This is a genomic window from Nitrospira calida, assembly GCF_976986435.1.
In genome coordinates this window covers 279,519-299,221 of sequence record NZ_OZ335950.1, presented here as the reverse complement: position 1 = coordinate 299,221, position 19,703 = coordinate 279,519, and the positions used below count along the sequence as shown (strand labels likewise).

Annotated in this window: 20 protein-coding genes; 2 read left to right on the top strand and 18 right to left on the bottom strand. The window is 58.0% G+C overall.

Going from position 1 to position 19,703, the window contains the following annotated elements; genetic code table 11:
* Positions 1–96: 96 nt before the first annotated feature.
* From ACWHTU_RS01540 to rpmH, 18 genes are all read right to left on the bottom strand, one after another.
* Entirely contained in the window at positions 97–2,004 is a 1,908-nt protein-coding gene (locus ACWHTU_RS01540) for an acyl-CoA dehydrogenase family protein (protein WP_447861163.1), read from the bottom strand.
* Between the two features lie 172 nt (positions 2,005–2,176).
* Positions 2,177–2,602, bottom strand: coding sequence for a F0F1 ATP synthase subunit epsilon (locus ACWHTU_RS01535; protein WP_447861162.1), 426 nt, complete (start codon positions 2,600–2,602; stop codon positions 2,177–2,179).
* A 51-nt stretch (positions 2,603–2,653) separates the two neighbouring features.
* Positions 2,654–4,105, bottom strand: coding sequence for a F0F1 ATP synthase subunit beta (gene atpD / locus ACWHTU_RS01530; RefSeq protein WP_447861161.1), 1,452 nt, complete (start codon positions 4,103–4,105; stop codon positions 2,654–2,656).
* Positions 4,106–4,129: 24 nt separating this feature from the next.
* Positions 4,130–5,020, bottom strand: coding sequence for an ATP synthase F1 subunit gamma (gene atpG / locus ACWHTU_RS01525; protein WP_447861160.1), 891 nt, complete (start codon positions 5,018–5,020; stop codon positions 4,130–4,132).
* Between the two features lie 89 nt (positions 5,021–5,109).
* Positions 5,110–6,636 (bottom strand): F0F1 ATP synthase subunit alpha, encoded by a 1,527-nt coding sequence (gene atpA / locus ACWHTU_RS01520; protein ID WP_447861159.1) that lies wholly within the window; start codon positions 6,634–6,636, stop codon positions 5,110–5,112.
* A gap of 2 nt (positions 6,637–6,638) precedes the next feature.
* Positions 6,639–7,178 (bottom strand): ATP synthase F1 subunit delta, encoded by a 540-nt coding sequence (gene atpH / locus ACWHTU_RS01515; protein WP_447861158.1) that lies wholly within the window; start codon positions 7,176–7,178, stop codon positions 6,639–6,641.
* 124 nt (positions 7,179–7,302) lie between these two features.
* Entirely contained in the window at positions 7,303–8,394 is a 1,092-nt protein-coding gene (gene mnmA, locus ACWHTU_RS01510; protein WP_447861157.1) for a tRNA 2-thiouridine(34) synthase MnmA, read from the bottom strand.
* 26 nt (positions 8,395–8,420) lie between these two features.
* Positions 8,421–8,879 carry a bactofilin family protein gene (locus tag ACWHTU_RS01505; RefSeq protein WP_447861156.1) on the bottom strand — a complete coding sequence of 153 codons (459 nt, stop codon included), beginning with the start codon at positions 8,877–8,879 and terminating at the stop codon, positions 8,421–8,423.
* A 159-nt stretch (positions 8,880–9,038) separates the two neighbouring features.
* Complete coding sequence (locus ACWHTU_RS01500; RefSeq protein ID WP_447861155.1) at positions 9,039–9,536, bottom strand: bactofilin family protein; 498 nt, start codon at positions 9,534–9,536, stop codon at positions 9,039–9,041.
* 162 nt (positions 9,537–9,698) lie between these two features.
* Positions 9,699–10,550 carry a ParB/RepB/Spo0J family partition protein gene (locus tag ACWHTU_RS01495; RefSeq protein ID WP_447861154.1) on the bottom strand — a complete coding sequence of 284 codons (852 nt, stop codon included), beginning with the start codon at positions 10,548–10,550 and terminating at the stop codon, positions 9,699–9,701.
* A complete protein-coding gene (locus ACWHTU_RS01490) occupies positions 10,528–11,304 on the bottom strand; it encodes a ParA family protein (RefSeq protein WP_447861153.1) in 777 nt (258 codons plus the stop codon). The genes ACWHTU_RS01495 and ACWHTU_RS01490 overlap by 23 nt, the downstream gene beginning before the upstream one ends.
* 16 nt (positions 11,305–11,320) lie before the next feature.
* A complete protein-coding gene (gene rsmG, locus ACWHTU_RS01485) occupies positions 11,321–12,016 on the bottom strand; it encodes a 16S rRNA (guanine(527)-N(7))-methyltransferase RsmG (RefSeq protein WP_447861152.1) in 696 nt (231 codons plus the stop codon).
* Positions 12,017–12,106: 90 nt separating this feature from the next.
* Positions 12,107–13,987, bottom strand: coding sequence for a tRNA uridine-5-carboxymethylaminomethyl(34) synthesis enzyme MnmG (mnmG, locus tag ACWHTU_RS01480; protein WP_447861151.1), 1,881 nt, complete (start codon positions 13,985–13,987; stop codon positions 12,107–12,109).
* Between the two features lie 16 nt (positions 13,988–14,003).
* Positions 14,004–15,458, bottom strand: a complete 1,455-nt coding sequence (gene mnmE, locus ACWHTU_RS01475) for a tRNA uridine-5-carboxymethylaminomethyl(34) synthesis GTPase MnmE (protein WP_447861150.1) — start codon at positions 15,456–15,458, stop codon at positions 14,004–14,006.
* Between the two features lie 22 nt (positions 15,459–15,480).
* Complete coding sequence (yidC, locus tag ACWHTU_RS01470) at positions 15,481–17,244, bottom strand: membrane protein insertase YidC (protein ID WP_447861149.1); 1,764 nt, start codon at positions 17,242–17,244, stop codon at positions 15,481–15,483.
* A gap of 134 nt (positions 17,245–17,378) precedes the next feature.
* Positions 17,379–17,588 carry a membrane protein insertion efficiency factor YidD gene (gene yidD / locus ACWHTU_RS01465; RefSeq protein ID WP_447861148.1) on the bottom strand — a complete coding sequence of 70 codons (210 nt, stop codon included), beginning with the start codon at positions 17,586–17,588 and terminating at the stop codon, positions 17,379–17,381.
* The gene (gene rnpA / locus ACWHTU_RS01460; RefSeq protein ID WP_447861147.1) at positions 17,564–17,953 is read right to left on the bottom strand and encodes a ribonuclease P protein component; all 390 of its coding nucleotides are present in this window, start codon (positions 17,951–17,953) and stop codon (positions 17,564–17,566) included. The genes yidD and rnpA overlap by 25 nt, the downstream gene beginning before the upstream one ends.
* 264 nt (positions 17,954–18,217) lie before the next feature.
* Positions 18,218–18,355, bottom strand: a complete 138-nt coding sequence (gene rpmH / locus ACWHTU_RS01455) for a 50S ribosomal protein L34 (protein ID WP_447861146.1) — start codon at positions 18,353–18,355, stop codon at positions 18,218–18,220.
* Positions 18,356–18,739: 384 nt separating this feature from the next.
* Here rpmH and ACWHTU_RS01450 point away from each other — a divergent pair, with 384 nt between their 5' ends.
* On the top strand, positions 18,740–19,015 hold the full coding sequence (locus tag ACWHTU_RS01450) for a hypothetical protein (protein WP_447861145.1): 276 nt from the start codon (positions 18,740–18,742) through the stop codon (positions 19,013–19,015).
* Positions 19,016–19,077: 62 nt separating this feature from the next.
* Positions 19,078–19,701, top strand: a complete 624-nt coding sequence (locus ACWHTU_RS01445) for a hypothetical protein (protein WP_447861144.1) — start codon at positions 19,078–19,080, stop codon at positions 19,699–19,701.
* Positions 19,702–19,703: the final 2 nt, after the last annotated feature.

Genomic DNA, 19,703 nt, shown 5'->3' with positions numbered 1-19,703 from the left:
ACAGACCAGCTTTTACGGCGCGAGGATGAGGGCACTTTTGTTCCACAACCCACAAGCCATGGCCGGAGCAGGCCGCCTCGATGCGGTTCTGGCACCTCACTCTCTTCGGCGCAGCACATAGTCCGCAAGCCCTCGTCGGATAATCCCGTCGGAAAGCCAGGCGTACGCACCTCGCAACGCGTGTTGACCGATGGCCGACAAGCGATGATCCGTATTCCACAGGAGCTCGCGGAGATGTTGTTCGATGCGGAGCTTGGCCTGGCGATAGAATTCGTCCGCCAATTCCCAGGACTCCGTCCGCCCATTCTTGTAGTCCTGATTTCGCGCATAGAGAGCCGTGGCGGCGATCACGAACAGATCTTCTCCCACTGCTTCAATGCGATTCTGTCGGCCTTGATCGTCACGGAGCCGTTCCTGATAGCGGATCATCGCGAAAAAAATCCTCCGTGCCAGGCGCCTGCTCGCACGCTCTACATAGCGGAGTTTCGGACGGACGCGAGGATGCTGGCACTCTGGGCGGGCGGGCAATGCGGCGGGCTTCCAGAGCCGCAAATACCAGGGAACATAGAATCGCAAGAGCTTCACAAGTTCGACGAGCCGCCGAACTCCGGAGCCCGAGCCTTCAATATATTGCCGCGCCCGGTCGAGATGAAGGGTTAACCCTTCTCGGGCCACAAAAGGCCGCAGAATATCGGTCGCGCCTTCACCGATCCGGGACATCTCAATGTCGCGGACGAGTTGTTCGATGGGGAACGCCGGCTCCCCGCGAACTCGTTTGGAATCGGCCGTCTCATACCCCATTCCGCCGAAGAGGATCTGGGCGTCCTTTAGGAAGCGGATGGTCTCTTCGGACGCGAACATTTTTGCGATGGCGGCCTCGATACGCACGTCATAGGTGTGTTGATCCGCTAGATGCCAAGCGAGGAGGGAAAGGGCTTCCAAGGCGTAAAGTTGCACGGCCATGCGGCCGATCCGCATGCGCTGGGTTTCCCGCTCGCTCAGAGGCTTCCCGAAAGTCAGGCGGGAGTTCGCTCGGTCGAGGGTCGGCTGCCAGACTTGTTTCGCCATTCCCAGGCAGAGTGCCGGGATGCTGATCGCCCGGCCGATATTGAGGATCGACAGCGCGTAACGGAGACCCCGGCCGACTTCCCCGATGACGTTTTCGACCGGAATCGCGACATCGGTGAAGGTCATATGGGCGTTTTCGATGCCGCGGCAACCTTCGAATTGACAGCGCTGCCGGATGACGATCCCCGGCGTGGTCATATCCAAGATAAAGGCGGTGTGCACCAGATCCTCCGCGCCTTTCCCCTCCGGAACCGGCAGCCATCCGGACCTTCCGTCGCGGGTGATGCGCTTCGCCGGGACGCGCGCGATAAGCGTGACATAGCGGGCAATGGGCCCGTTTGTACACCACAGCTTTTCCCCGTTGACGAGAAAGTGGCTGCCCGCCGCATTGAGCACTGCTTCGGTCTTGATATTGGCTGCATCCGAGCCGGTAATCGGCTCGGTCAAGGCAAAGGCGGAGATGGCTTCCCGGGCCACGCGCGGCAGATAGGTGCGTTTCTGGTCCTCGTTGCCGAACAGCAGGATTGGCATGGCAATGCCGATCGATTGCGGCACGGCAACGGTGAGCGCGAGGATGTTGCTCCAACTGGCCATCAGGGTGAGCACCCGCCCATAGTTCTTGTACGAGAATCCGAGGCCGCCGTACTGCTTGGGGATCTTCATCCCGAACGCCCCCAACGCGAAAAGTCCTTGCAGCACCGATTCCGGAATCTTGGCGGTCCGCTCGATTTCATCGGGGTCGACCTGGCTGATGAGAAAGTCCTCGATGGTCCGGCAATACGATTCCCCAACCTCCCGCTCTTCAGCGGGCTCTTCCGGCGGGAGCAGGAGATCGAACCGCGGCCTTCCCTCGAACAATCCCGCCATGAAGCTCGACCCGGTGAACCGTTCGCGGGCTTCTTCGATCCGCTCGAGCCCCTGAAACAGTTTTGTCATGCATCACCTCATGAGTGAGATGCCGTCCCCATGTGTTCAGTGTACTGCGCAACAGCGGCGAAGGCCAGGGGAAGGAGATTCCCGCGCGGGCCGGAGTCGAGACAAATGGAGCGCCCGGCCATCGCAAAGCGGAGGCGCTTCGTCTCGCGATGATTCTGGACCGCGGAAAATCCTACGAAGAGAGACCTGCGCGGCGGGCGCGCTCGGCGAGCTTTTTGCGGAGGCGGGCTTTTTCAAGGCTGATTTGGGCTTCTTTGAGTTCCGAGGGGAGACCGCCCATCTGGAGACGCTGCTCGGCTTTTTCAACCGCGGCTTGCGCCCGCTCCACGTCGATGTCTTCGGCTTTTTCCGCGACCTCGGCGAGGATGGTGACCTTCCCGGGGGTAACTTCAGCGAAGCCCCACAACACGGACATATAGCTGGTCACATCCCCGATTCGGTACCGCAGTTCGCCAATTTTCAGCGTAGACAGAAAATGACAGTGCCCGGGCAGGACGCCGAATTCTCCCTCACTGCCGGGAGCAATGACTTCGTCCACTTCCTGGCTGACCAGGAATTTTTCCGGCGTGACGACTTCCAAGAGCAGTTTGCCAGCCATGCTTCTCGTGTGGGTCAGGAAGGGAGGCGAGAGGGACGCACGTCTCACGCCTTACGGTCTCTTATAGCCCAGCTTCTCCGCCTTCGCAATGACATCCTCGATCGTACCCACCATGTAGAACGCCTGTTCGGGGAGATCGTCATATTTGCCATCGAGAATCTCTTTGAAGCCCCGCACCGTATCCTTGAGCTTGACGTATTTGCCCGGCGTACCGGTAAACGCCTCAGCCACATGAAACGGTTGCGACAGGAAGCGCTGAATCTTGCGCGCCCGCGCCACGACCAACTTATCATCTTCGGAGAGTTCGTCCATTCCGAGAATCGCGATGATGTCTTGCAGATCCTTGTATCGCTGCAGAACGGATTGAACGCCCCGTGCCACCTGATAATGTTCTTCCCCCACCACCTGCGGGTCCAGGATGCGGGAGGTTGAATCCAGCGGATCGACGGCCGGATAGATGCCAAGCTCCGCGAGCTGGCGCGACAGCACCGTGGTGGCATCCAGGTGCGCAAAGGCCGTGGCCGGTGCCGGGTCGGTGAGGTCGTCGGCCGGTACATAAATCGCCTGGACCGAGGTAATGGAACCCTTTTTGGTCGACGTGATCCGTTCCTGGAGAGCACCCATCTCGGTGGCCAAGTTCGGCTGATAGCCCACGGCCGAGGGCATCCGGCCCAGCAAAGCCGACACTTCTGATCCAGCCTGGGTGAACCGGAAGATGTTGTCGATGAAGAGCAAGACGTCCTGATGTTCTTCGTCACGGAAATACTCGGCCACAGTCAATCCGGTGAGGCCGACCCGGAGACGCGCGCCGGGCGGCTCATTCATCTGGCCATACACCAGGGCTGCCTTCGACTTGGTATAGTCGTCGGGGTCGATGACTTTAGACTCCTGCATTTCATGCCACAGATCGTTGCCCTCGCGCGTCCGTTCGCCCACGCCCGCAAAGACCGAGAACCCACCATGGTGGAGCGCGATGTTGTTGATGAGCTCCATGATGATGACCGTTTTGCCGACGCCGGCGCCGCCGAACAGGCCGACTTTCCCGCCTTTGCTGTATGGTTCCAGCAGGTCGATCACCTTGATGCCGGTCTCCAGCACTTCGGTCTTGGTTTCCTGTTCCACCAGTGGCGGCGCCGGCCGGTGAATCGGGTAGAATTTTTTCGCCTTAATCGGCCCTCTCTCGTCAACCGGCTCACCCAACACGTTCATCAGACGGCCCAGCGTTTCGCGACCGACAGGGACCGAGATGGGCGCGCCGGTGTCCTTGACCGGCATGCCACGGACCAGGCCGTCCGTGCTCGACATGGCGATGGCCCGCACGCGGTTCTCTCCTAGGTGCTGGGCGACCTCCAGCGTGAGGCGAATGGCCGGCCTTCCCGCGCGCTTGTCTTCGTCCACCTCAATCCGCAGCGCGTTGTAGATGTTGGGCAATTGTCCAGGAGGAAACTCTGCATCGACGACCGGCCCGATGACCTGAACCACTCTCCCCATCGCAGTGCTCATAAGACTCCTCTTGTCGCCAATGACTCATTTCAAGGCTTCCGCTCCGCCGACGATGTCCATCAATTCTTTCGTGATCGCGGCCTGCCGCGTCTTGTTATAGTACAGCGTAATTTTCTTGATCAACTCGCCCGCATTGCGGGTCGCACCGTCCATGGCTGCCATGCGCGCTCCCTGTTCCGCAGCGGACGACTCCAGCAGAATACGATAGGCCTGGATGTGAAAATGTTTCGGCAGCAGCGCGGCTAGAAGCTCGTCTTCGTCCGGCTCGTACAAGTATGCGCCCCTTGTTCCCTCGGCGGGCTCTCCGGCTCCGTCCACTTGCCCAAATTCCACAACGGCGTCAACCGGAAAGAGTTTTTCCACCACAACGCGTTGCTGGATCGCGGACTTGAATTCGTTGTAGATCACGTAGAGTTCGTCAAATATGTCTTTCTGGAACTGGTCAATGAGATCTTGGGCGATGTCGATCCCGTGTTCATAAGTCAGGCGATCGAAAATGCCCGTCCACTCCTGGCGAATCGGCCACGCGCGACGGCGGAAGAAATCGCGGGCCTTCCGACCAACGACGCTCAGGGTGACCCTGGCACCTCGCGACTCCATTTCCCGAATGAATTCCACAGCCTTTCTAAGGATGTTGGCGTTGAATGCACCGCATAATCCCCGGTCGCTCGTAACGATCAACACCTCGATGCGTGTTCCACTGCGTTTCTGAAGCAACGGATGGGAAGCCCGATTGACGCGTCGGCTCAAGTTGCCCAGCACCTCCCGCATCTTGTGCGCGTAGGGGCGTGCGCTCAAGATGCGATCTTGTGCTCGCTTGAGCTTCGCCGCAGCCACCATCTTCATGGCCTTGGTGATCTTTTGCGTGTTTTTGACCGCCGCGATCTTACGGCGAAGCGATTGCAAGCTCGGCATTGTTCAAGAAAGTACGACGGGGCGTACGGTGATCCGGCGAGTTCGCCAGGGTCCGGGGGGACGCAGTGCTCGCGTTACCGCATGCCCGATCACGCTTCTGCCTTCTGCCCGTATCCCATCTTCTGTTTGAACATGGTGATGATCTGCTTGAGCTGCGCACTGAACGCATCATCGATCTTGCTCTTGGCAACGATATCTTTCTTCACTTCGGGATGATGCTGTGCGACGTAATGGAGCAGGTCCTCTTCGAATTGTCGGATCTTGTCCACCGGAATATCGTCCAGGAAGCCGTTCACCCCCGCGAAGATCGAAATGACCTGGTCGGCCACCGGCATGGGCCGATATTGCCCCTGTTTTAGCAGTTCCACCATGCGCGCGCCGCGCGCCAGTTGCGCCTGTGTGGCTTTGTCGAGTTCGCTCCCGAACTGCGCGAAGGCCGCCATTTCTCGGTACTGCGCAAGGTCCAACCGCAGCGTACCGGCCACCTGCTTCATGGTCTTGATCTGCGCCGAGCCTCCGACCCGGGAAACCGACAGGCCGACGTTGATTGCGGGCCGGATGCCGGAATAAAACAGATCGCTGGCGAGGTAGATTTGGCCGTCGGTGATCGAAATGACGTTCGTGGGGATATATGCTGACACGTCGCCGGCCTGCGTTTCGATGATCGGCAACGCCGTGAGGCTTCCACCGCCCAGTTTGTCGTTCAGTTTGGCGGCGCGTTCCAACAGGCGGGAGTGGAGATAGAACACGTCGCCGGGATACGCTTCTCGACCAGGCGGACGGCGGAGCAGGAGCGACAGTTGGCGGTAGGCGACAGCATGCTTGGAGAGGTCGTCGTAAACGATGAGCGCATGCATGCCATTGTCTCGGAAATACTCGCCCATCGCGACGCCAGCGTACGGGGCCAGGAATTGGAGGGAGGCCGGTTCGCTGGCAGTCGCCGAAACCACCAGGCTGTAGTCCATGGCGCGGTGCTCTTCAAGCGTTTTGACGACCCGCGCCACCGTCGAGCGTTTCTGCCCGACGGCGACGTAGATACAGAAGACACCCTGCCCTTTTTGGTTGATGATGGTATCAACGGCGATGGCGGTCTTGCCGGTCTGTCGGTCGCCGATGATGAGCTCGCGTTGTCCGCGTCCGATCGGAATCATGGCGTCGATAGCCTTGATCCCAGTTTGCAACGGTTCGCGGACCGACTGGCGCGTCACGACGCCGGGAGCGACCACTTCAATACGACGGGTTGCGGTCGCCTTGATGGGGCCTTTCCCATCCACAGGCTGACCGATCGCGTTGACCACCCGCCCGATCAACGCCTCGCCGACAGGAACTTCGGCGATGCGACCCGTGCGCTTGACAAGGTCCCCTTCCTTGATCCCGGTATCGTCCCCCATCAACACGGCGCCGACATTATCTTCTTCCAGGTTCAGGGCGATGCCGTACAGGCCGCCGGGGAATTCCAACATCTCCCCCGCCATCGCGCCGTCGAGACCGTAGACTTTGGCGATGCCGTCGCCCACTTGAATGACGGAACCGGTCTCGTTCACGTCGATGTGCTTGTCGAAGCCTTTGATTTTTTCCTTGAGGATCGTTGTGATTTCTTCGGCCTTGATCTGCATGGCTACTCCTTCGTCAAAAACCCCCGCATCGCGGTCAACCGTCCACGGAGAGTGCCGTCGACGACCGTGCTACCGATTTGGATGCGAAGGCCGGCGAGTTGGGCGGAGTTTGACGCAAACGTAATGTCCACGTCACGCTTAAGAATGTCCCGCAACCGAGCGCGGAGACGGTCCTGCTCAGCCTCATCCAAGGGGGAGGCCGACCAAATAAAAACCTGCTGTCTCCCTTTCCGTTCGTCGACTAATCGAGCGAACGCCTCCGCGATGTCCGGTAGGAGACCGACGCGGTTGTGTTTGACCAGTTGGGCGAGAAACCGTTCTCCGGTCGGAGAACACCCCAATCGACGACCGAGTTCAACCAACACGGATACCTTCTCATCGGATCCGAAAGCCGGCGACGCCATCGCGTGGCGGAGAGGCTGAGAGGCGACGACCGCCCGGCCCAGTTCGACAAGCGCAGCTTGGGTTGATTCCAGGTGAGCTTCGTCGAGCAGTTCAAACAGCGCCTTGGCGTAGCGGCGCGCGACCGCGGTCTTACTCACCGTGTGATCCCGTTGAAATAAAGGATGCGCAAGAGAATAGTTCGTGCGGGTGGGCACGAAAAGACGGCGCAGCGTAGCACTCGCCGGGTTGACGTGTCAAGGCGGGACGGTGCGGTCAGTATGATCAGCGGCCCTGCTCCGGTTGAATGATGCCGCCGCCGACAACGCGATCCCCTCGGTAGAACACAGCGGATTGTCCGGGACTCAGCGCGCGCTGCGGCACATGAAACCGAATGCGCAACCTGCCTTCGCCGCACGGCTGAACGGTGGCTCGCGTCGGCGGTGTTGCATACCTCACCTTCACGTCGACATCCGTCTCCTCGTGCAACAAGGAGGAATCGAACAGATTGAGATCGGCCACCTGGCACTCCGACCGGAGCAGGCTGTCCTCAGGTCCCAGAACGACCGCGCCTGTGGCTGCTTCGACCCGCTGCACATAGAGGCGCCGCCCTGCGGCGAGCCCCAACCCTCGGCGCTGGCCCGGCGTGTAAAAGGCGATGCCGTCATGGTGTCCGAGAATGCGTCCGTCCAGATCGAGGAACGGCCCCGGATGCCGGGCCTGTGGGGCTTCCTTCGCGAGAAAGGCCCGGTAATCTCCCTCGCTTACAAAACAGATTTCTTGGCTTTCTTTCAACTCATCTGCAGGAAGCCCCAGCGATTCAGCCGCTGTCCAGACCTCCGACTTGGACATCGTCCCAAGCGGAAAGAGCAACCTGGGCAGCCATGCCGACTGGATCCGGTAGAGGAAATAACTCTGATCCTTGCGGATATCCGTCGCTCGGTGGAGAAAATGACGGCTGCCTTCAGCGACGAGGCGGGCGTAATGACCGGTTGCAATAAAGTTGGCTTCCCGTTCTTCGGCAAGTTGATAGAGCAACCGCAATTTCACTCGCTCGTTGCATCGCACGCAGGGGTTGGGAGTCGTTCCTGAGAGGTACCCCGACACAAAGTCGTCGATCACGTCGGCTCGGAAACCGGCCCGCGCGTCGATCACTTCATGGGAAATGCCGAGCTTCTTAGCAACATACCGAGCGATACCGACCTTGCAGCATCCGCGCTCCTGCCATCGCCGGGACACGGCAACCGTCTCATCTTCTGGTTCCCAGACCTGCAGGGTAATACCAGCGACGTCGAATCCCTGCTTGACGAGCAGCGAAGCCGCAACGGAGCTATCCACTCCGCCGCTCATGCCGAGAAGCACCTGAGGGCGTGCCATAGTCTTACACGAAAACGGTGTCGGATCTAGAGGTCCTGGGTGCGGACTTTGCCCCGGTGGGCGACGATGTTGTGGACGTTCGTGTCGCGGACTGCCTGGACCGGGGACTGATCTTCAATCCATTTGTGGGCACCCATATCACACATTCCGTGAAAATGCGAGCCCTCTTCCATTGAAACCACCGGAGTGCGCACATCCCCGATGAGAATCCCCGGCTTGAGGATCTGGACTTTTTCTGCCGCCGTGACGGTTCCGTTGATTTTGCCGCTGGTCACCAGGACTCCGGCGGAGACGATGCCTTTGATCACGGCGTGCTCGCCGACGATCAGTGTCCCGGTCGTATGGATCTCTCCTTCCAAGCGGCCGTCAATGCGCACCGTGCCGTCGAAATTGACGACTCCCTTGAAGTCAACCCCTTTGCCCAAGAACGTAAAATTCTCGTCGTCGTCAGCAGTTCGATGCTTTCTCTCACCAAGCGCCCACATGCGATCCTCCTCGGCTACACTTCCCACCCGGCCTCGTTAGGCAGCCGTCACGTGGGACACATCTTTCCCGTTGGCTCCGAACCGTGTTCCTGTTCCGACTGTCCAAGTCCCATCTTGTCGTGAACAACTCCATCGGGACACAACAAGGCGGCTATCCGGTCATCCGCTGCGGAGGGCTTTCGCCGTGGACCCGAGAGAATGAACCGTGGTCTCACGCGGAACTTCCCGAATCGCCGGTTGAGTCATTTCGAGGGTACCGTTGAAAAGCACGCCTTCCTCCATCGCCAGCAAAGGTGTTTTGACGCTGCCGTTGACGACAGCCGGTGCGCGCAACTTCACTTTCTCCTTGGCCACGATGTCGCCGGTGATTTTGCCCTTGCAGACAACGGTCCCGGCACTGACCTTTGCAGTGATGACGGCCTCCTCTCCGACGAGCAAGGTCCCTTCGGTATGGATTTCGCCTTCCAGGTATCCATCAATACGGACCGTGCCGCTATATGAAATCGTTCCCTTGAACTCGACTCCCTTTCCGACAAAGGCGATAATCTCTTCCCCGCCTTCAGCATGCGAACCGGCGGCATTCCCGTTCCCTTCGGAAAGTTCGGTCCCTTCCTCGGTTGGGGGTCGCTTGGGTTCGGACTTTTCTTGCCTCCACATGAGGTCGCCTCCTCTCTGTTATATTTTGTAGCCGAAGGGTTACAGCCCAGTGGATGTTATATGCTGGATCGACCGATTGAGCAAAGCATTTCTTCCTTTTCGCACCCGGCGACACCAGCGGCGACAGGCGGACGACGAACCGTCGTTTATCTCACAAGGACGTCAGCTTAAGAGAGTTTCCAAAAGCCCTTCCAGCTCTGCCGCAGAAAAGAAATGAATGATAATCCTTCCCCCTCGACGGCCTTGTACAACATTCACCCGAGTTCCGAATCGCTTTTGAAGCCGCTGTTCGATATCAGAGGTCAGTGGCTGAATCCGTGACCGTTGCGACCGTCGTCTGCCTTGAGTTTGCGACACGACGATCTCTTCGACTTCTCTGACAGAAAGCCGATGATCGACGATGCGACGAGCAAGTTGAACCTGAGCGTCGGGATTCTCTACGCCCAAGAGCGCCTTCGCATGACCCGTCGAAAGCTGGCCTGACTCTATCAGACGTTGGACCTCGGGAGGCAGATTCAGTAGCCGTAGAACATTGGCGACTGAGGAACGCTCCTTTCCGACCCGCTGCGCCAGCATGTCTTGCGTGAAACCGAATTCATTGAGCATCCGGTGATAGGCCCTGGCTGTTTCCATCGGGTTCAAATCATTTCTTTGGAGATTTTCCACCAGGGCTAAGACCATGGCCTCTTGATCGCCGCAATTTCTCACTACCGCTGAAATTTTTTGCAGGCCTGCCTGCTTGGCTGCTCGTAAACGACGCTCTCCTGCGATCAATTCGTACACCCCATCGCCTTTGCGTCTCACCATGATTGGTTGAAGAAGACCGTTTTTTCTAATAGATTCAGCAAGTTGAGAAATTTCTTCGTCATTAAAATGCTGCCGCGGCTGGAAGCGGTTGGGGATGATGGAATCAACTCCCAGTTCCTGGGTTTCCCCTCGATCTACAGTCAGAGTCCTGTTGTCAATACTGGGGAGCAATGCGTCCAACCCCTTACCCAAGGCTTTTTTCTCCATGGCCGAGAAACTCCTTTGCTAGAGAGACATAAGCCTGAGCCCCAGCCGAGGCGACGTTATACAACAGCACGGGTCGGCCGTAACTGGGAGCTTCCGCCAACGTAACGTTGCGAGGAATAACGGTTTGATACACTTTTTCTTTGAAATGGCCTCGTACTTCCTCCGCAACTTGTCGAGACAAGGTATTCCTAGAGTCGTACATAGTGAGGAGGATGCCCTCGATTTCGAGTCCAGGATTGAGAGCATGCCTTACCCGTTCGACATTGGCCATAAGCCGACCTAATCCTTCCATCGCGTAGTACTCACATTGAACGGGTACAAGCAGCGAAGAGGCTGCCGCAAGCGCGTTGATTGTCAACAATCCAAGAGCGGGAGGGCAATCCAGAAACACCAACTCATAAAGGGAGTGGATACCGAGCAGAACATTTTTTAAGACATGTTCTCGGTTTTCTTTCGAAACGAGTTCAACCTCCGCACCGGCCAAATCAGCCTGTGCTGGCAGGATCGAAAGACCTTGGATCGCCGTGGCTTCAATAGTCTCGATCGGGGAATAATGTTCAATGAGACAATGATACAGGCTCCTTGAGAGTTTTCGAGGGTCCAGGCCGATCCCGCTCGTCGCGTTAGCCTGTGGATCCACATCGACTAACAAAACAGAATGACCGGCTATTGCACAAGCGGCGGCAAGATTGATTGAAGTGGTGGTCTTGCCAACCCCCCCTTTTTGATTCGCTATGGCAACGACTTTGGCCAATGCACCAGGACCGAGATCAATTTTTATTGTTGTTCCACGTGGAACAAAGGGAATGGGACATCAAAATACGTAAGAACCGTTTACCCATGCCATAGGGAAGAGAATAGAGAATTTCCTGATCAATCATCAATCCGGTCTCTTGTAAGGCTTGATCGTCAATGACCTGCATCTTGGATTGGTAGACAATCAGGCGTCCATTGGGACTGAGCAATTGGACAATGAACCGAAAGTGGGGTTCCGGCCTTAAGGCACGGACCGTGATATGGGTAAAAGATTGATTCCTGTGAACAGCAAAATCTTCAAGGGGCTCTGAAGTAACCACGGTGCTCTGGAGTTGAAGCACGCCGATCACCTGCCGAAGAAACGCCGCTTTCTTGTGATTAGACTCCAGCAGCACCAGTTTGATATCAGGTCTCAAAATCTTGAGTGGCACCCCGGGGAACCCGGCTCCACTACCTATATCCAGCAGCGAAACTTCTCCTCTATCGGAACAAATTGCTTTCAACCCGGCTAACGAATCAAGAATATGCTTCACAACGATTTCATGCGGGTCCGTGCTTCCTGTAAGATTGACTTTCCGATTCCAAACGAGGAGTTCCCTGAGATAACAAAGCAACCGAGAGACGTGATGTTCGGAAAGGATTACACCGAGCTGCTCGGCACTGGACAATAGAAAATGACGAAGTGATCGGATTTGTTCCACGTGGAACATGTACGCGAAATCTTCTCTTAAGGTCAAGGAGTTTTTAAGCTGAAATGTGGCTCAAAGGAGAGAGGTCGGACATTTTCGCAGGTTCTTTTGTTAAAGAGATCCAGCGCGTGCGGAACGACTCTCTCGTTCCAAGGCGATCAACAATAGTGAAATGGCTGCTGGTGTGATCCCCGAAATGCGGGAAGCTTGACCGACAGTGGAAGGCCGCACGCGCTTGAGCTTTTCCAGCACTTCCCGTGAAAATCCCTTCACACTTTCGTAATCGAAAGATCGGGGAATGCGACGCTCTTCGAACTTTTTGAATTTCTCCACTTGCTGAAGCTGACGCTTGATATAGCCTTCATATTTGATTTCCAATTCCACGGCTTCAGCTATCTCGTTATCGAGAACACCTTCGCTACCGAAGATCTCCTGGAGATCAGCATACGACATCTCCTGCCTCCGCAGAACCTGAGCAAGCGTATGGTTCGAGGACACATCACCGAGATGGTACTTGGCCAATCGCTCCCGCACTACGTCGGTTAGTTTCACATGAGTGGTATTTAGTCGAGCGACCTCGCGCTGAATCGCTTCACGCTTGGCTTGGAGTCTGGCGTACACTTGCTCGGAGATCAAGCCAAGACGATGGCCGATTTCCATTAACCGCAAATCGGCATTGTCGTGACGAAGGAGCAAGCGGAATTCAGCCCGCGAGGTGAACATGCGATAGGGCTCATGAGCGTCTTTGGTGATGAGATCATCGATCAAGACCCCGATGTAGGCCTGCGATCGGTCCAAGATCAGCGGTGGCTCGCCTCGCAATTTGAGCACGGCGTTAATGCCGGCCATAATGCCTTGCGCCGCCGCTTCCTCGTAACCTGAGGTTCCATTGATCTGACCGGCATGATACAACCCGGCGACGATCTTGGTCTCGAGAGTCGGATGGAGTTGGCGCGGCGGAAAGTAGTCGTATTCGATGGCATACCCGGGTTTAAGCATTTTCGCCCGCTCGAGCCCGGGAATTGTGCGCAGCATGGCGGTCTGGACATCGACCGGAAGACTGGTTGAAATGCCGTTCGGGTAGTATTCCTTGGTATCCAATCCTTCTGGTTCGACAAAGACTTGGTGCCGCTCTTTCTCGGCAAAACGAACGACTTTGTCTTCGATCGAGGGACAGTAACGGGGCCCGATCGACTCGATCACGCCGCTGTAGAGCGGCGAGCGATCCAGGTTGTCGCGAATAAGCTGATGCGTCTCCTCGTTCGTGTAAGTGAGATGGCAGGGCACTTGCGGCAAGGAGACCCGCTCGGTTCGATAGGAAAACGGTGGAGGAGGGTCGTCGCCGGGCTGCACGGCCATCGCGGCAAAATTGATCGTGTCGCGATCCAGCCGCGGAGGCGTGCCGGTTTTCAGCCGGCCGACCTCGAATCCCAGATCCCGCATGCAGTCCGAGAGATGCTCCGCTGAAGCTTCTCCGGCACGGCCGGCCGGGAAATGGCTGAGACCGACATGGATAAGTCCCTTAAGAAATGTACCTGAAGTCAAAATGACCGCCCGCGCCGCGATCCGCTCTCCATCTCCCGTCACGACGCCGCAAATGGCGCCGCCACTGGTCAAGAGACGATCCACCGTGCCCTGAGCGATGTCCAATCCCGCCTGTGTGCGGAGCGTCTCCTGCATGGCTTGCCGATAAAGCTTTTTATCGCATTGCGCCCGCAAAGCCCGCACAGCCGGTCCCTTGCTGGTGTTGAGGCGGCGGAATTGGATCCCCGCTCGGTCGGTGTTGCGAGCCATCTCTCCCCCCAACGCATCGATTTCCTTGACCAGATGGCCCTTGGCGATTCCTCCGATCGCCGGATTGCAGGACATCTGCGCAATACGGTCTACCTCCATGGTCAGCAGCAGTGTCCGCGCGCCCATGCGAGCCGCGGCCAGCGCGGCCTCGCAGCCGGCATGGCCCCCGCCAACCACGACGACATCGTAGACTCTCATGGCGACTCCCACCGCATTATTTTCCGATGCAGAACTCGGAGAAGATACGCTCGAGGATCTCGTCGGTCGTGACGGCTCCGGTAATTTCACCCAGCGCATCCGCCGCCGCTCGCAGATCCAACGCGACGAACTCGTCTGAAAGCGCCTTGGTGACGGAATCGACTGCGTGGACAAGCGCCTCACGAGTGCGGACCAGAGCCGACTGGTGACGCAGGTTGGTGACGACCACGCCCTCTCCAGCTTCCAGATCCGGGCGGACCAGCAAGCCGCGGAGCCGCTCCCGCAACTCGTTCAGGCCGGCGCCGGTTTTTGCCGACACGCTCACAATCGGTGCATCGAATGCGCGTCCCTCCCCAACGGCCGGGTCGGTCAGATCGACGGAACAGGGCAAGTCGTTCTTGTTCAACACTACCACCGAGGGTTTGCCCCGGATCTCCTGCAACACCGCGTAATCTTCCGCGCTCAGGGATTGGGATCCGTCGATGACGGCGAGAATGACATCCGCGCGCTCGATCGCCGAACGGGTTCGTCGGATGCCCTCTTGTTCGACCGGGTCGAGCGTGTCTCGAAGACCGGCCGTATCGAGCAGACGAACCGGCACCCCCTTGACGTTGAGGATTTCTTCCAACACATCGCGGGTAGTGCCCGGGATCGAGGTCACAATCGCTCGATCAGTCCGAAGCAGCGCATTCATCAAACTGGACTTCCCCACGTTGGGACGGCCGATGATGGCCACCTTGGCGCCTTCCCGCAGGATCCGGCCTTCACGTCCGGTTTCCAACAAATAGGAAAGCCGATCGATGGTCTGCCGCAGCGTCACGAGGAGTTCATCCCGTTGCACGAAGGCGATCTCTTCTTCGGCAAAGTCGATGGCGGCTTCCACGTGGGCGAGCAACCGAATCAGCGACTCCCGGATCGCTTCGATTTCCGACGACAAACCGCCACGCAACTGATCCTGCGCCAGCTTCAGGCCAGCGGCGGTCTTCGCCCTGATCGTATCTAACACCGCTTCGGCTTGTGCCAGATCCAACCGCCCATTCAAAAAAGCCCGTTTGGTGAATTCGCCCGGCTCCGCCAATCTCGCTCCCGACGCCACGAGGGCCTCGCACAGGGTCTGCAACACCAGAAGTCCGCCGTGACAGTGAAATTCTACGACATCTTCCGCCGTGAAAGAGCGCGGGCGACGCATGACAACAACCAATCCTTCATCGATGATTGACAGATCTCCGCCGCTGCGCGCGGCATGCGCCGGGAGACGATCTGCACCGCCAGCGACTCGGCGAGGGAACAGGATATCGGCGTAATACAGGGTATGGCTTTTGACCGACTGAAGGGAACGCCCCGATCGTAAACGGACCACCTGTGAGGCGATTCCGATGGCCCGGGCGCCGCTGACACGGACGATCCCAATGCCTCCCTCACCGACTGGCGTGGCAATCGCGCAAATCGTGTCTTCGAGCGCGCCACCCATAGACGGGTTATTCTCACCCCAGCTAGTGTTCGGCATCGGCCTGCTGGACGGGCTGTCCTTTCTTTCGCTTCCCAGGAGTCGACGGCGATTCGGACTCTCCCGCCTCCCACTCCAAAGGCGCGTCTCCAACCGCGACAACGGGCCTCCGTAAAAAATAGCGCTCGGTGATGACCTGCTGGGCAATGGTCAGCACGTTGTTTGTAAGCCAGTAAAGCACCAGGCCGGCCGGAAACGTGATGAACAGAAACGTCATAAAGACCGGGAGCAGCAACATGATCTTCGCCTGGGTCGGATCCATCGTTGTGGGCGTGATCTTCTGCTGGATCACCATGGTGACGCCCATGACCAACGGCAGCACATAGTAAGGATCTTGGGCCGAGAGGTCGGTGATCCAGAAGATAAAAGGCGCCTGGCGGAGATCGATCGTCATGTACAGGATGTTGAAAAGCGCGACGAACACCGGCATTTGAAGCAGCATCGGTAGGCAGCCACCGACAGGGTTGACCTTGTGGTCGCGATACAATTTGATCAGCTCTCGGTTCAGCCGATCGCGATCATCCTTGTATTTCGCCTGCAGGGCCGCCACCTTGGGTTGGATCACCTGCATCTGCTTCATCGACTTATAACTCTTGAATTGAAGCGGGACGAACAACAGCTTGATGCCGACCGTCAGCAGAATGATCGTCACGCCGTAATTGTGGGTGTAATCGTACAAGAACCGGAGCACATAGAAGAGCGGTTTGGCCACTGCCTTAACAAAGCTCCAGCTTCCGTAAATGAACCAGCCGAAATCGATCGTCTCCTCTAACCCGACATTCAATGCCTTGAGGGTGTCGTATTCCTTGGGCCCGGCGTAGAGTTGCATCCCGATGCCGGACCCGGGAATCGGCTGGACGATCCGAATGCCAGCCGATACCAGCTTGTCTCCCTCTTTTTTGATCACCGCCGCCGTGGCCTGAACAGGTAGCAAGACGCTCAGAAAATATTTGTCTTGCAACGCCACCCAGCGAACCGTGCCCTTGCGTTCTTCTTCCGTCTCCGGAAGATTCTTTTGGACCTTGTCGTCGACGAATGACGCCGGACCGATGAGCCCGATGAATCCCTCCCCCCACTCGACGATGCCGAAGTTTGTGCCGAGGCCGATGTCGAGAGGGCCGGTCAGGCCCTCGGTCCTGATCACCACATCGACCAGATAGCTCTGATAACGGAAGGTCAGTTGCTTCTCGACCGATATGCCGGACCGCGTGTCACGATACCGGAAGGTGACATGGCCCACGGGATGGGCAGGATCGAGGGTCGCGACGTCTTGCTCGACCTGATAGAGCGAGTCGTTGATCGCCTGGCTCAGGGTGTCATCCGGCGTGATGAGGTGGAGGGGCCGTTTGCCGTTTTCATGGACCAGTTGTACCGGTCGATGGCCCGCGTCCGGGCCCATCGTGTACCGCTTCAACTCCCAACTCTTCAGCGTTCCGCCGCGGTTTGTCAGCACCGCGCGAAACAGGTCGTTTTCCACCGCTACCATCTGTTCTTCGGACGGAGAACTCGCTCCCCGATCTCGATCGCGAGAAAGGAGTTCGGCGACGGTCGGTCCAGCAGGGTTCGCTCCCTGGACTGCAACCTTCTCCGAGGTCGCGGAGGACGGCGCGCCGGACGAGGCCTTCTTATCAGCCTCTTGGCTTCGCTCGGTCTGGGGGGAAGGAAGCAGTCCGAGTTCTTTGAGGAGGTAGTCGTAGCCGATAATGACGGCTAGAGAGATGATCAGGAAGAGAATGATTCGTTTTTCCATCGGCCGGCTGGGCTTCCTGTCCTACAGATATCTGGCACTCACCGCGTACACAACCTATGCCTGGTTTGTCTGTAAACGGAGAGGACATGAACCCTGGTCGCGTCTTTCCCACAAGGCGCTCGCGCCCTGGTCACTCACTTCACCGGATCGTATCCACCGGGATGCAACGGATGACATTTGGCCAGCCGAAGGCAGGTCAACCCGAGTCCTCGCCAGAATCCATATCGTGCGATAGACTCGGCCGCATATTCCGAACATGTCGGCTCGAATCGGCAGGCAGGCCCTAAAAACGGCGACACCCACCGGCGATATGCCCCGATCACTGTGAGACAGATCCATCGCATTTTTCAATCCCGGTCGGCCGCAGCAGTCCTTGACGCCGCAGTAGGGACAGCCAAGACGACCGCAGCGTCTCAAACGGCACCATCAAGGCATCGCGCTTCGGAAACACCACGCATTCGTGACCCTCCACGACCTCCGTGCGAACGTCTCGGACCAACTCCCGGAACAGACGCTTCACCCGGTTTCGCTGGACCGCTCCCCCCAGCCGTCTTCCCGCCAGCACTCCGAACCGGCTGGCCCCGCCCTGCGAAGGCAAAACCAGCAAAGTAAAGTATGGCGTCGAAATCCGACGGCCGGTCCGCTTCACACGTTCGATCTCTCCGCTGCTGCGCAGGAAGAGCGCCCGGTCTCCGCGCGCTCGTGCCATCTCTGAGAACCGATCGGATAACAACCGGAGGAACAGCGGGTGCTCTGAGGAAAACCGCGAGGCAAGAACGCAACGGATCGTGTCGATAACGACTTCCTATTCCCAAAACGGCCCGGACGGCTTGCAGCGAAACCCTATAGCGCCCATACAAGAGAGAGGGTGTGTCGAATGGATCGACACCACTAGCCGCGTTGCCCTCCGCGCCAACGTTCCCTGTCGCCGTTTGCTTCGTAACCGAGAGTAGCGATAGGCCTCCGGGAATGTTCACACCGTCAGCCGTGCCCGTCCCTTCGCTCGACGGCGCGCCAAAACTTTGCGGCCGTTCTTGGTGCTCATGCGCTTGCGGAATCCGTGTTCCCTTTTCCGTTTTAAATTCGAGGGTTGCCGGAACGTAACAGACATGCGCGACCCCTTTGCGTCTTGATTGCCATAGACGGTGGCGGCATTATAGGGGTCGCCTTCCTGAGAGTCAATGTTCGGTTGGTTCACGGGCGATGAGGTTGCAAATCGAGCGAGGCCGGTGGAGCGCGATCCGATTCCAACGGTCGAATTCCGTCAGCGAGGCCGAGGCATAGGGAGATTACTGGGGCGAATTTGCTGACTTCGGGCAAACCTGCCACAAGAAGAGACCGAGCTAGACACACGCTCTTCCGGAACGCCCCTCGTAACTCGTTCTGTTTTGGCGCTTTTACCCATATCTTTACCTGGGGCATTGAGCTTGCCTTGCAGAGTTTGCTTCTCGGATGATCAACGCATGACGAAGGTCGATACCTAAACTGCACAGGCTTGTTCCTTCTGAAAGGGGGTGAATTCCGTATGAAGCACTTCGCGACAGCAATGACCGCACTGGCGACGGTCCTAATTTTTGGGGCGCTGATGGTCGTCCATGCTGAAGAGCAACCCGCGACGCCCACGCCGGCCTCCCCGACAACAGAGACTCCGCCAGCAGCGACCGCTCCGGCCGAAACCGAGAAGAAAGTTGAGAGCGAACCGGAGAAGAAAGAGAAAAAGGCGAAGAAGCACGCCAAGAGAGCCAAAAAGCGGGCGGAAAAGAAAAGCTGAAACACCTAACAACTGAGGGGGAAGATGGAACGGCTACGACAGCCTGAAAGGAGGCGACATCCATGAAGTTCGCGTTGACAACTCTATCGGCCGCCGCAGGGCTTCTTCTCGTAACCGCTTGCGCGAAACCCCCCAGCGAGAAACTGGAAGCCGCCGAGAAAGCGGTCAAGGAAGCCCAAGAGAGCGGCGCGGCAACCTATGTGGCCGAAGACTTTGCCAAACTGGAGGGGATGCTGGCCAACGCGAAGAAGGAAATCGCGGATCAGGAAGCCAAGTTTGTGCTCCTCCGAGATTACGGAAAGGCCGAGCAACTCGCGGACACTGCCAAAGCCGAAGCAGTGAGGGTCAAGAACGAAGCCGAAAAGAAGAAAGAGGAAGCCAAACAGGCGGCGCTCCAAATGCAACAAGTCGCGCAGGAGTCGGTGAAGGCGACGCAGGAATTGGTCGCCCAGGCACCGGCTGGCAAAGATCGGGCGGCCCTGGAATCGATTAAAGCCGACGCGCAGGGTCTGAGTGCCTCACTCGATGAAGTTCAGAAAGCCCTGGATGCCGGGGATTACCTGGGGGCCCAGGCCAAAGCCAAGGCGATTCAGGATCAAAGCCAGAAGCTTGCAACGGAAATCCAGGCCGCGTTAGCGAAGGTCGGTGGAGCAAAAGGGAAGAAGGGCCAACAGGCCAAGAAATAGGC